This is a genomic window from Auritidibacter ignavus (genome assembly GCF_029853775.1).
Taxonomy (GTDB): Bacteria; Actinomycetota; Actinomycetes; order Actinomycetales; family Micrococcaceae; genus Auritidibacter; species Auritidibacter ignavus.
In genome coordinates this window covers 729,944-742,518 of record NZ_CP122564.1, presented here as the reverse complement: position 1 = coordinate 742,518, position 12,575 = coordinate 729,944, and the positions used below count along the sequence as shown (strand labels likewise).

General features: G+C 58.2%; 13 protein-coding genes and 1 pseudogene. 6 read left to right on the top strand and 8 right to left on the bottom strand.

Translation table 11 applies throughout. From position 1 onward, the window contains the following. The first annotated feature begins 1 nt into the window (after position 1). The gene (locus tag QDX22_RS03290; protein WP_110099674.1) at positions 2 to 736 is read left to right on the top strand and encodes an ABC transporter ATP-binding protein; all 735 of its coding nucleotides are present in this window, start codon (positions 2 to 4) and stop codon (positions 734 to 736) included. Next, entirely contained in the window at positions 733 to 1,440 is a 708-nt protein-coding gene (locus tag QDX22_RS03285; protein WP_279718008.1) for a hypothetical protein, read from the top strand. Before QDX22_RS03290 ends, QDX22_RS03285 begins: the two co-directional genes overlap by 4 nt. Before the next feature lie 284 nt (positions 1,441 to 1,724). Here QDX22_RS03285 and QDX22_RS03280 read toward each other — a convergent pair whose 3' ends face one another. Together QDX22_RS03280 and QDX22_RS03275 are read right to left on the bottom strand one after the other, a co-directional pair. Next, positions 1,725 to 2,327, bottom strand: a complete 603-nt coding sequence (locus QDX22_RS03280; protein ID WP_233492052.1) for a DNA polymerase family A protein — start codon at positions 2,325 to 2,327, stop codon at positions 1,725 to 1,727. A 195-nt stretch (positions 2,328 to 2,522) separates the two neighbouring features. Next, positions 2,523 to 2,915 (bottom strand): IS110 family transposase, encoded by a 393-nt coding sequence (locus tag QDX22_RS03275; protein ID WP_110099672.1) that lies wholly within the window; start codon positions 2,913 to 2,915, stop codon positions 2,523 to 2,525. 1,028 nt (positions 2,916 to 3,943) lie between these two features. On the opposite strand from QDX22_RS03275, the gene QDX22_RS03270 reads away from it, so the two are divergent. The 3 genes from QDX22_RS03270 (at position 3,944) to QDX22_RS03260 (ending at position 6,454) form a co-directional block, all read left to right on the top strand. Then, positions 3,944 to 4,315 (top strand): recombinase family protein, encoded by a 372-nt coding sequence (locus QDX22_RS03270; protein WP_233492051.1) that lies wholly within the window; start codon positions 3,944 to 3,946, stop codon positions 4,313 to 4,315. A 95-nt stretch (positions 4,316 to 4,410) separates the two neighbouring features. After that, the gene (locus QDX22_RS03265) at positions 4,411 to 5,412 is read left to right on the top strand and encodes an IS481 family transposase (protein WP_279718007.1); all 1,002 of its coding nucleotides are present in this window, start codon (positions 4,411 to 4,413) and stop codon (positions 5,410 to 5,412) included. Between the two features lie 97 nt (positions 5,413 to 5,509). Continuing rightward, complete coding sequence (locus tag QDX22_RS03260; RefSeq protein ID WP_279673952.1) at positions 5,510 to 6,454, top strand: NAD-dependent epimerase/dehydratase family protein; 945 nt, start codon at positions 5,510 to 5,512, stop codon at positions 6,452 to 6,454. Here QDX22_RS03260 and QDX22_RS03255 read toward each other — a convergent pair. From QDX22_RS03255 to QDX22_RS03235, 5 genes and pseudogenes are all read right to left on the bottom strand, one after another. Beyond that, positions 6,431 to 6,979 (bottom strand): hypothetical protein, encoded by a 549-nt coding sequence (locus tag QDX22_RS03255; protein WP_110100492.1) that lies wholly within the window; start codon positions 6,977 to 6,979, stop codon positions 6,431 to 6,433. The two genes, QDX22_RS03260 and QDX22_RS03255, sit on opposite strands and share 24 nt — an antisense overlap. Before the next feature lie 393 nt (positions 6,980 to 7,372). Then, a pseudogene (locus QDX22_RS03250) lies at positions 7,373 to 7,537 on the bottom strand (S-adenosylmethionine synthetase N-terminal domain-containing protein); the annotation flags it as partial. Between the two features lie 203 nt (positions 7,538 to 7,740). Beyond that, complete coding sequence (locus tag QDX22_RS03245) at positions 7,741 to 8,916, bottom strand: MFS transporter (RefSeq protein ID WP_279675174.1); 1,176 nt, start codon at positions 8,914 to 8,916, stop codon at positions 7,741 to 7,743. A 4-nt stretch (positions 8,917 to 8,920) separates the two neighbouring features. Further along, positions 8,921 to 9,520, bottom strand: coding sequence for a TetR/AcrR family transcriptional regulator (locus QDX22_RS03240; RefSeq protein ID WP_110100494.1), 600 nt, complete (start codon positions 9,518 to 9,520; stop codon positions 8,921 to 8,923). A 12-nt stretch (positions 9,521 to 9,532) separates the two neighbouring features. Then, a complete protein-coding gene (locus QDX22_RS03235) occupies positions 9,533 to 11,197 on the bottom strand; it encodes an ABC-F family ATP-binding cassette domain-containing protein (protein WP_279718006.1) in 1,665 nt (554 codons plus the stop codon). Positions 11,198 to 11,473: 276 nt separating this feature from the next. Here QDX22_RS03235 and QDX22_RS03230 point away from each other — a divergent pair, with 276 nt between their 5' ends. Beyond that, on the top strand, positions 11,474 to 11,701 hold the full coding sequence (locus QDX22_RS03230) for a hypothetical protein (protein WP_279673947.1): 228 nt from the start codon (positions 11,474 to 11,476) through the stop codon (positions 11,699 to 11,701). Positions 11,702 to 12,083: 382 nt separating this feature from the next. On the opposite strand, the gene dtd is transcribed toward QDX22_RS03230, so the two are convergent. Beyond that, positions 12,084 to 12,536 carry a D-aminoacyl-tRNA deacylase gene (gene dtd / locus QDX22_RS03225; protein WP_279673946.1) on the bottom strand — a complete coding sequence of 151 codons (453 nt, stop codon included), beginning with the start codon at positions 12,534 to 12,536 and terminating at the stop codon, positions 12,084 to 12,086. Positions 12,537 to 12,575: the final 39 nt, after the last annotated feature.

Here is a 12,575-nt window from a genome sequence, read left to right as displayed (position 1 = left end):
CATGACAAACACCACTCCGACGCTCGAACTCACCGGTGTCATGAAATCGATCGATGGCCGGGACATCCTCACCGGGTGCAGCATCACGCTTCATCCCGGTGAGATCTGCGCCATCATCGGACCGAACGGGGCTGGGAAAACCACTCTCTTCAAACTGATCGCAGGCCTGGCCTTCCCTTCCTCGGGCGCCATTGTCGTGACCGGACGGATGCTTGATTGCGACTCGCGCGATGCACTCCTGGCGCGAATCGGTACGAGCATCGAAGCACCAGAGTTCCGAAACGGTGCCACCGCCGAGCAAGTTCTCCAGCTACACTTCGATCTTCTCGGCCTAATCGATCACCGGCCAATCGACGAGCTACTCGCACTGGTCGGCCTCACTGCGGCCGCCAGATCGCCTGTCGCCTCGTTCTCACTCGGCATGAAACAGCGTCTCGCTATAGCTCGAGCGATCAGTCATCGGCCCACCCTGCTAATCCTCGACGAGCCCGCGAACGGCCTTGACCCGACTGGCATTTCTGACCTGCGTTACCTGATCACCAGACTGGCCGCAGAAGGCGTGACGGTGCTTATGTCTAGCCACGTACTCACCGAGATTGAACAAACGGCACACACCGTTGCTGTACTCACAGATGGGCGCCTTGGAGCAAAGCAGGATTTGACCAGCATCCTGGACAGGAACGATGGCAGTCTCGAAGAGTTCTACAGATCAAGCATTGCGGAGGCAGGACGATGAACCACTTCCTTCGACTCGAGCTATCCCGATACCTGCGGGTCATTCCGCGCTTCGGAGCAACAGTAGCCTGCTCAACACTAATGGGACTGTACTTCTTTACTTTCGTCGGTCGGTTCGACGACAGCTCCGACAGCGCGATGCTACGAGAACCTGCCGCTGTAATTACGCTTGCCCTCACCCTCGCTTTCTGTGTCGTCGTCATTTACGGGACGGTTGTCTACCAGCGTTTCATTGTCTCGGATTACATTGGCAACCGACGGATCCAGCTGTACTCATACCCCGGCGGGCGTAGCCCTCTTTTCCTCGCTAAGAACACCGCTTATGCTCTCGCCATCGGAGGCAGCGCGGCGGTCGGCCTCGTGCTCGGTACAGCAGTTTTCTTGACTTTTGAGTCGTTCATGCCCGTGTCCGATGCGCATGTGACTGCGCGAACTTGGCCCGCGACGCTCACTATGGTTGCCTGCATCACTCTGCTCACACTGAGTGCTATCACGATCGCCGGGTTCATCGGCGTGCGCCGTAGGTCAACTGTGTCGAGCATCGTCACCGCTGTGATTCTCATCGTTCTATTTGGAAACGCCGTTGCCATGTCATTGAACGCTCCACCGTGGGTTCCATGGACGGCAACGGCAGGAAGTATGGCTCTTGCGCTAAGCTTGCTTGCAGTTCAGAATCTCGCAATCCAACAAGATGAGGTGCTCTGACGCAGGGATAGTCAAATCGGATGCCGTGGAATACGCTCAATTACACGCCCACCATCACCGGCGACGACCGCGCGCAAGGGGTAGCGATAGCCTCTGCCCTCCGACATGACCCCCACCGAGACCGTCATACCGGACAGGGGAACGGGTTGACGTGAGTGCGTGTAGGTGCCTGGTCATAGAGGAGCGTCACGCCCTCTGAGTAGTGCCTCGTAATCAGAGATTTTGTTACAGCGTGATTGGTGTGGAGGTGACCGAGGTTGAGGCGATTATGAGAAGTTGGTCACTTAGTCTTTCCTATAGAAGGCGCACTCGTAGCCAACTGCGGCCAGCGGTAATCCCTTGGACCAAGCTGGGGATGGTGGGCAGAGGTGGCAGATGTCTCCAACGGTCGTATCTGCGGTTTCGACGACGATTTCGTCGTGGATGTGCATCACGATCTCGTGCCCTGTAGCCTCGACATGGTGCATGGCGTGGGTGAGCGGGTCGGGGGCGATGGCTTGGACGATGTTCTCGACGAGTTTCCCGCCACAGGTCTTGAGCTTGCCCCACTTGCGGCCCTTGGTGATGCCGTCATAGATGATGGCGGTGCCGCCGAACCGGTTCTCACTCAACCGTGGCCGCGCATAGGCCAACTGCCTCCCTGAGGGTAGGTGGATGAACAGCCAGTGTTCGACGGCGAACGTCAGCGGACCAATCTTGACAGGCTGGCTAGTGCTGATTGCCTCGATGGCGGCGGCGTTGACATCAGTCCAGAGTTGGACGATGTTGGGGTTGGCGGCCCGCCACGCATCCACCAACGGTTGCAGCTCGGACTCGGCCAGGCCCATGCGCAAGGCTCCCATAGCTTTCAGCGCACCAACACCGCCTTGATAACCACAGGCGAGCACTGCGATCTTTCCTTTTTGGCGCAGCTCACTGTTGGCTCCGTGTTTGTCGACGGGGACACCGAATATGCGGGAGGCGGTTTCTCAGTAGAGCTCCTTGCCCTCAGGAACGCTTCGAGTGTGGTGGATTCTCCGGCGAGCCAGGCGATGACGCGGGCTTCGATGGGCTTGTCAGGTTTGTTGTGTACGGGGTTGGGTTTAGAGGTAGGGGTTGATTCGGTCGGGGTAGGTGGCGGCGAGTTGTGAACCGTCCTGGGTTTTATTCCATCCTCTCATTTCAGGACGGAACAAAACCCAGGACGGTTCATACGGCATCTGAATCCCAAGCTGTTGGGCAATGGCAATCACCAATGTGCCGATAGTCTTGGGCTGATCCACTACCACCCACAGCTTAGCGTGTTGGGCCACAAGATCTTTCAGCAGTTCCTGAATCCTCGGTTCAGATGGTGGCAGTGATTTGTCATGCACCACCGTGCCATCGGGTGTGACAGCGGTGGCATGATGGTCGGCCTGGCCGATGTCGATGCCACGAAACAGGTGGAGTTTTATCGGCCAGTTTCTGTGGTTCAGTCCAGTACACGACCAGGTCACCGATAGTTCCTGCGTTCACATCCACGTTACACAGTGCCACCATGATCACAGCGTGCTTGTCGTAGCGATCCGGACGAACCAGACCGGTTCCGGTGACAACCCCCGGATCATCAATGACTGGGGGCAAACATCATGCCGGAACCACCCGGCAACCTACACCGCACATCCTGCCGGAAAACAGCGACACCTAAAAAGTAACGAGGGCAGGAGAGAACTCATCCGCACTTGGATCATTGCGCCACGGCTTTCAGATCTCGGTTGGAGGGCCCGCAGGGACATCGACAGGGCGGACGTGCTTAGCACAGCTTTTTCGATACTCCGGGGCAGTTTGGGCCCCCTTGGCGCTCGGTCAGGCCTGTTCATGCCATACAAGAACACACTTTCGAGGTGCCATGACGCGGGAAGGCACGCATCCTCCACGTGGTGGATTCCCGATTCCCAGGGTCTGGATACGTGAGGCCCTACCGTATGCCGTCGCGTTGCTGAGTATCGACGGGTAAAGAGTGGCGTTTCGCTAGCTCGCAAGGCGGAAGAACTGGGAATGCGACCGAGAGCAGCGAAGAGGTAGTGCGATAGCGTCGCCATCGTCGAATTCGGCGGTAGCCCAAATCGACCAGTCGGAAAGTGCGTCGAGGAGGAGCTTTCGTCATCCATCCAATCGAGCGGATGGATCCCCATAGAACCCATGATCGAGCACAGCGTAATCCATATATATCAAGTCGACGATGATCTCGTACCTATGCATGAACATGAGCTTGCGCTATGTGCTCCGCTGTTTGGGAGTTTAACCGGCGGTGCGGTGGTCCGCTGTACTTGAGACGTTGACGCCGCCTCCGAGCTCGAGTTCGATTGTATAGTCGGCCCACTCCCTTTGACGCGCGTCGTGGGAAACCATGACGACAGTGATGTCTTCCGGCAGTTGGTAAAGCGCGTCCATTACCATCGCGTAGGTTCTTACGTCCAAGCTTGAGGTCGGTTCAGCGAGCCAGGAGGCAGGGGGGTAGGAAAGGCAGACGTACCTCATGTCCATGACCACCACTACTGACTCCATGCTCGAAGCCCCTCAACTCTCAACCTCGGTGGAAGCCTCGACCGCACGGCTAGGCGAGATCGCGCACGACTGGACGCCGGCGATCGTTTACGGACGCGCTTCCCAGGACCGTAAGAAGCGCATGCGCTCGATCAACGACCAGCTGCTCGGCTGCGTGTCCTGGTGCGAGCCATTGCGCTGGTACCCCGACGCGATCGTGCGTGACTCCGACCGGTCTGCCTCCCAGTGGCGGAAGCAGATCCGCGAGGGCTTCGACGAGGTGATGGCGCTACTCGAGGAAGGCAAGCACGGCGGCTTCGTCACCTGGGAGCCCTCCAGAGCCGCGCGTGACCTGGAGGTCTACGTGTAGTTCCTCGACACGTTGTGAACAGTCCGTGACTTAAGCGGAGACCTCCGATATCGATGTGGGTTACCACAACTCACCATCAGATACGGAGGTCTCCTATGGTTCACCGTAGATCACCGCTGACCCCGGAGGGAAGGCGACGCATCGTAGCCCTGGTTATCGATCAGAGATGGCCCCAGCGCCGAGTCGCAGAGCGATTCCAGGTCTCTGCGGCCACGGTCTCGAAATGGGTGACCCGCCACCGGGCCGGCCACGGATTCCAGGACCGCTCCAGTCGCTCTCACCATAGTCCCCGAAGGTTGCCACAGCGCACCGAGCGCAGGATCATCGCGTTGCGATTCACCCGCCAGTGGGGGCCTCACCGGATTAACGCTCACCTGGGTATCCCTCGCTCCACCGTGGGCCGGGTGCTTCAGCGGTACCGGATGCCCAGGTTGGAATGCATTGACCAGGCCACTGGGCTGCCGGTGCGCCGTGCGGCCCCGAACCGGTATGAAGCATCCACGCCCGGTGAGCTGGTGCACATGGACATCAAGAAGCTGGGCCGGATCCCTGACGGTGGGGGCTGGCGAGTCCATGGCAGAGGATCACCCCAGGCGCTGAAGGCCCTGGCTAAGACGCAGAAGGCCGCTGCTGAGGGAGCCTCTGCGGGCAGGGGCTACCGGTACTTGCACCACGCGGTGGATGATCACTCCCGGGTGGTCTACTCCGAGATCCTCAACGATGAGCGCAAGCACACCGCCGCTGGGTTCTGGAAACGCGCCAGGGCCTTCTTCGCCGGCATCGGCGTCGAGGTCACCGCGGTGATGACCGATAACGGTTCATGCTACCGCTCTAAGGAATTCCGCAAAGCCCTCGGCGAGAGAGTCAAACACAAGCGCACCAAGCCCTACAGGCCACAAACCAACGGCAAAGTCGAGCGGTTCAACCGAACCCTGATGACCGAAGGGGCCTACGCGCGCGCCTACGCTAGCGAATCAGAACGTGAGGCCTCCTACCAGGCCTTCCTACATGAGTACAATCATCATCGAACCCACACCGCCATCGGAGGCCTAACCCCCTCAGTCCGTGTTCACAACCTCACGGGGAAGTACATCTAGTTTTCATGAACACAAGTCATTTTAGCCACTCGTCCGCCACCGGCGATTCAAGGATCTACTGTGTCGGAGTAGCTACAGAATCAAAGGAGAATAGACAGTGACCGACGAACGCCGTGTAGCGGTGATAGGTGCGAGTGGACAAATCGGACGCCTCGTCGTGAGTACGCTGACCCAACGTGGTGTTCGAGTCGCCGCCATCTCGCGCCGGCGAAGTGATGCTCCTTCCGCTGGAGCGGTCTCCTGCCGGGAGATCTCCTCGTATGAACCCACCCAGCTAGAGCCAGCACTTGCCGATTGTACGGACGTTATCGCAACAGTAGGCTTGCCTTATCGGGCGCGCATATGGAACCAGGAGTGGCCAGGGCTGGTTCGCTCCATCGTGTCGTCGACCGAAAGCCGTCAGACTCCGCTCACCTTTCTCGACAACCTCTATGTCTATGGCCGGGCTGAATCGCCGATATCTGAGTCACAACCGATGGCTCCCTGCAGCGAGAAAGGATCTGCCAGGCTCAAGGGCACGGAGATCCTTTCTCAGGCACGTGCGAAAGGTCATGATGTTGTCATTTGTCGATCGGCAGATTTCCTCGGCCCTGGAAGTGAAACCACGGTGATGCCGTGGAGTTCTCTTGAGGAGGTCGTCATGAAAAGAAAAAGAACTTTCAGGTGGTTCGGAAGACCCGACAACTTGCACTCTTTCGCACTGCCTCGCGATGTCGCTCGCGGGCTGGCTGAAGTGTGCCTTGATTCAGATCTCCGATCTACGCTAACACTTCATATGCCAGCGATCACCGCGTTCTCAGCCAACGACTTATCGCACGAACTGTCGTCTATTATGGGACGATCCGTTAAACCAGCAGTTCTAGGAAGAAACGTTCTCGCCATGGCCGGCGTTCTCAGCACCGCCGCACGCGAACAGCGCGAAATGATGTACCAGTTCGAGAGTGACTACACGATCGACGACTCTACATTTCGGAGTCGAGTACCTGATTTTCCGAGGACAAACATCAAGGATGTAGTGTCAATGCTTCCTGCCACGGCCTGAGTCTATCGTAATCGCCCTCAGGAGACGTTCGAGCGAGTCTACGGCGTTTACCGCGTGGGTCTGGCCGGGCATCGGCGGATTGCTGCTGAGTTGCCGCTCATACAGACCTACCGCCAGTACAACCACATCACGGACAGGTAGGGCGAGTGTCGAACCGGTCTGGTTCTGTACGTAATTGAGTATGCTTTCCAGCTGACCGTACAGATCGTCTTGCGCCTTAATCAAGACCTTACGGGAGGCTTGATCGTGCACGCTGGCTCCCCGTAGTTCCGTGACCATTCCAAACCACTGCACTTCATCACCAGTGCCGAAGTTGAGGGTTCGAAGGGCGGTGCAGATGATGGAGGCCAGATCAGCCGATTCAGCAGACCTTTTCTTTTGAGAAGCGTCTATAGCGGTATGAACCGCTCGCTGAATTTGTTCGGTCTGCCACCGGTTTGCTTGGAAGTAGATCGTTTCAAAGAGCTCTTCCTTCGATTGGAAATTTGAGTAAAATGCCCCCTTGTATAGCCGGCACTTGTGCAAATACCTTTTATCGTTGTGTTCAAGTAACCGTTACGCAGGAACGCACGATAGGCGGTCTGTATGAGCCGCTCCTTGGTCGCGTCGCGTCCTGTGCCGGGTTCCGGGGCCAAGCGCTTTGGACGCTTCGTAGAAGCCTTCGCCATGGGCGTCAACAGCCCTCTCTCGCATGCCATACCTGTCGCCGTTGCCGGCGACAAGGCCACGGTGGCCTGAGAACATCATACCTGGAGGCCTTGAGGCTGTCGGAGGGCGTGAGCCGACACGGAAGAGAATGTTTCTCACCTCAGCACCACGGGAGTGCGATGACGAGATACACGCCCGCGTGATCCGCATGTACCAGTGCTATCTGACCGAGGCGGGATCCAGGAGGCCGGAGCCCGACGTGAGAGCGGCGATGTCGGCGTGTCCGCTGGTGCGAATCTCCCCGGCGACGTGGACCAGACCGGTGGTGACCAGCGTTTTCATGGCAGTGCGTGAGTGGGCGTCTTGGGTGATCAGTGCGTCAAGGATGCTGTCGCTGATCTGGTCGCAGATCTTGTCCGGGTGGCCTTCGGTCACTGATTACGAGGTGAAAAGCCGTAGCGTCATGGTCTGTTCCTCATTCTTAGGTGGTATCGCGGTCGGGGTGGCGATGGGGAGCATCATTTTTGGTTCTCCCCACCGCCAGTAATTTGTTGGTAAAGTGCGGACTCGTCGTCGCAGGCGCATCTCCTGCAAAACCGGATGGTCCGTATGGCAAGCGGGACATTCAAAGCAACCAGTTAATGACGCTCTCGAGAACGTGCGCCTGCCAGGCAACGTGCAATCGCTATCAAGATCAACGCAATCAGTCCAAAGCTCGCTGCCGTCAAAGGCAAAGCTCCGGCGCCGCCAGTTGTAAGCGCAATACCTCCAACAGCGGCCCCAATTGATACACCGAGATAGGTACCTGAGGTGTTCAGTGCTAGAGCTTGGGGTGCTACTGGCCCGGCCAACATGTACAAGCGAGCTTGGATGGCTGGCGAATTCCAGAACGCCAAACCGCCCCACACTGTCACAACGCAGATAACCGCAGGAATCGGTGCCGGTCGTCCCATCCATAGAAGCCACAAGATGACCATCGTGACGATGATGCCGCCGATTCCGATACTCAGGGTCCGGTCAGGGCCCCATCTGTCCGTTGCGATACCACCCAACCAAATCCCGAGGATGCCAGCTATACCCGACAGACTAAATGCCAATGCCCGTTCATCAACTCCAGCTGAGCTCGTGGCATCGAGGTAGGGGGCAAGGTAGGTCAACATCATCATGGACCCAGTCATCAGCGCACAGTTCGCAAGCAAGGCGAACGAGATAGGTCCGGCACTTAGCGTCCGGAGCTGATCCCGAAGGAGTGGCACCTCCCGTTCGCCATCTTCACGCGGTAGCGTAGGCAAGAGTGCAAGAAGGACTATCAGCCCTGCGACGGCCATGGTGGCAAAGCATGCACGCCATCCAAGATGTCCGCCGATCCACGTCCCAATCGGGACACCGGCAGCAATAGAACCGGTCACTCCCAGGGACACAATAGCGATGTAGCGACCGGTCTTATCTGCAGGAGCCCGCTCCGCGGCAAAGGCGAACACGGCAGGAGTCATCCCAGCCGCAGCCACAGCGGCTACCACCCTCAAAACCAGGAGGAGGGGGTATGACGGTACAATTACAGCCAGACCATTTGCGAGAATGAACAAGCATAGACCGACAGTAAATAGTCGTCGCCGCGGCACTTTTGCCAAGACGACTGCGGCCAAAGGCGCCACTATAGCTACGGTCAGCGAAAATGCGGTAATGAGCTGTCCCGCATGGGATTCACTCACCCCCAGATCAGCGGCGAGTTCAGGTAGAATTCCGGCGATGACATAGTCATCCGTATATAGTACAAATCCTGTGGCGAGCAGGGCGAAGAGCCATGCAGGCATCAGGCTACCTTTCTGCATTAAGAAGATTGCGCAACGCGTTCCGTAGAGTCGAACGCAGTTGATAAACTGTGAGAGCTCCATGAGGCGTGACGGTGTCAAGTGTCAGGCCACCAACAAGGGCCGAAACTTGCCGGGCTGCCGCGCTGGGGTTGGGCACTTCGAGGCAGGCTAGTGCCGCAGCAATAATGTCATGAAGATCGCTTGCCATCTGTGCAGCGGATGATGCAAATACTGTCTGTGTTCTTGAGGCACGTATGAGTTCAAGGACAACGATCGCCTCCATCCTCCGCGGTTCATCGACAGGGAGAACTTGTTCCAGGAGATCTTGCAAGGAAGTTAGAGCCTCCTCACCTTCGAGGCCCCTCAACTGCTCGACCGGATGGTGCATGAGTCGCTGTCCCATCCGGTTTCCGGCTTCGTGAGCTGCAGCCGTCAGTAGGTCTTCATGGCCATCAAAAAAGTGCCGTACCGACCCTATATTGAGGTCCGCTTCAGCTGCCACCTTCCTTAGGGTAAGTCCTTCAAGGCCCTCTGCTACGATCAACCGAAATGCAGCATCGATGACATACTGGCGGCGTTCCTCTGCGTCTATGCGTGCAGGCATGTGTTTTCATCCTCATTTCCTTTTGACAGATTCGTCCCATACAGGTTGGTCGGTTTCGTACGTCTGTCCGTCCTTGGCGAAGACCAAGAAGCGATCGAAATCTCGGGCAAACCAACGGTCATGGGTCACGGCAAGAACTGTCCCGTCATAGGCTCTGAGCGCTCGTTGAAGGGCCTCCGCTGACTCCAAGTCGAGATTGTCAGTCGGCTCGTCGAGAAGCAACATTGTCGCACCGCCAAGTTCGAGCAAAAGGATCTGGAAGCGAGCTTGTTGCCCCCCAGACAGGGAATCGAAGTTCTGCTCGGCGGAACGGGCGAGCTCGTAACGAGCTAGCACTCGGGACGACTCTTCTCGCGGCATTCCACGCCGGTGCTCGTCACCACGATGCAGTATCGAGAGCAGACTACGGCCGCGAAGGTCGGGGCGTCCATGTGTTTGAGCGAACCAGCCCGGACGGACTCGGGCGCCTAGACGCGCGGTACCGTCGTGCGTCACTGGATCAATCTGCATCTCGGATACAGGTTCGTGTTCAGGGGTGGGGTCATCGCCGCCGGCTGCTAGCAGACGAAGGAAGTGCGACTTTCCAGATCCGTTCTTGCCGAGAACGGCAATGCGGTCACCGTACCAAGCTTGGAAGTCGAAGGGCCGGACGAGTCCGGTGAGTTCGAGTTGCTCACACGTCAGGGCCTTCTTGCCCGTCCTGCCTCCATGTAGACGTATCGCAAGTTCTTGCTCCCGTGGTTGCGCCTCAGGCGGACCAGCCTGTTCGAACCTGGCCAACCGAGTCTGCGCCGCCCTGTACCGGGAGGTCATATCTGAGTTATAGGCCGCCTTCTGCTTATACATCTGAACAAGCGAACGTAACTTTGCATGCTCGTCATCCCATCGACGCCGCAGTTCGTCCAGCCTTTCAAACCGCTGCGTGCGTGCCTTCTGATATCCGCTGAAGCCGCCAGAGTGAACCCATGCGGTGTTACCTGCGCTGCCCAGCTCGAGAGTGACGATACTCGTGGCAGTGTTTGCGAGAAGTTCGCGGTCATGGCTGATATAGAGCACGCTCTTATTACATTCGACCAACTGGTTTTCAAGCCAGCGTTTGCCTGGGACGTCGAGGAAGTTGTCTGGTTCATCGAGGAGAAGAATCTCATCAGGGCCACGAAGGAGCGCGTTAAGAATGAGGCGTTTCTGCTCACCGCCCGATAACGTTGTCACCGGACGGTCCCAACACTTCTCGAATGGCAAGCCCAGGGAATCTGTGGCGCACGCATCCCAAAGAACTTCGAGATCGTAACCACCCCTCTCGCCCCAAGCGGCCAGAGCGGATGCGTATTCCATCTGCCGATCAATATCGTCTGTAGTGGCAACCGCTTGTTCGGCACGACGTAGTTCTGCGGCGGCTTCCTGCAAGGGCGGAGGAGCCACCGACAGTAGCAATTCTTGGACCGTCCCGGAATCGACGAACTGGCGCATCACTCCAATCGAGCCATTGCGGGAGACTGCCCCCGCTTCGGGAGTGATCTCGCCTGTGATGAGGCGTAACAGTGTCGTCTTGCCTGCTCCATTCGCTCCAATCACCGCCACTCTCTCCCGAGGGCCGACACGGAACGAGACGTCGCGGAGCAGGGGCCGACCGTCGGCCAGCGTGTAGCTCACCGACTGTGCTTCGAGGTAGCTCATGGGCCACCACGGTATCACGGTCGTGACAAATGATGGAACCCAGGCACTGGTGGCGGCGTTGAGCCGCAGCGTCGTTCGAGCCGATTCCCCGCTCCAACGTCGTCGCCACGGGGGTCGGGTGGCGATGGCTTGGATCGGGGCGGTACGGTGTGTCACACTCGTGCTATATATCACGCCCGTGATAGCTTCGGTTCGAGTACAACACACAGAAGCGCTGAGCGGTGGCTCGTCAGCACCGCAGTCGCCTACCGGTCAGCGCAGGAAGGTGGCAAGGTCATGACCGATGACTTCATCGTCGAACAGCCTCAGAAGAGTGACTTTGACGCTCTCCGTGGCTTGTTCGTCAGCACTCTGGAACCTCACTACGACGGCGATCACGACGCGCATCTCACTCGCCTGATCGAGGACCACCGTTCAAACGGACAAGACTTCAACGGCCTCAACTCTCTCGTCCAACTGGGATATGTCGCCAGACTAGAACCCGGAGGTCGCCCGCTGGGTTAAATCAACCTCGTGATCAAGCGCCACGGTACTGCCAAGATCAGCCCCCTGATTGTTGACCCGTCGGCCAGGCGCCGTGGCGCAGGAGAGGCACTATTGAATGTGGCTCCCCATGACGTCCGGACCTTCTTCTCTCGGCAGGGATTCGTACAGGTCGGGACAACACCGGACCAGTACGGTCGGGGAAAGACGGAACTGATCTGACAGCGACCACGATTGCGTGCAGGCGCGAAATCCGACGATCCGTTCAATTTGGTCCGTGTCCAAGATTCAGCACAGTGGCGACGGTTTAGGGGGCTCGCCCACTCCGCGCACGTGAACCACCCGGCTACCTACACCGCACATCCTGCCGAAAACCAGTGACACCTAAAAGGTAACGGGGGGCTTACCCACGGCGGGGGCGCTTGAGGTCATCAGAGTCAATCACGATCGTGAACGGCCCGGAATTGGTTAAGGAGACCTCCATCTTCGCCCCGAACTCACCGGTCTGCACATCGGCCCCCAGGTCCCGTAGCGTCGAGACAAAATACTCATACAGTGGTTTGGATACCTCGGGGCGGGCTGCCGCCGACCAGGAGGGGCGACGGCCCTTGCGGACGTCCCCGTAGAGGGTGAATTGAGAAATGACCAACAAGGGTGCACCGGTTGATTCCGCCGACGTTTCCCCCTCCAAGATCCGTAGCCCGAAGAGCTTTGTCGCGACAGCGGTCGCGTCCTGCTGGGTGTCTGTGGTGTTGATACCGAGCAGGACTACCAGCCCTGGTTGGTGCAACTGTCCAATAACCTCCTCGCCGACGGTGACCTGGGCCTGTGAAGCAACTTGAACCACTGCGCGCATAGCGCACAGTGTACCCAGTCGTTGGCGGGCGCTTACTAG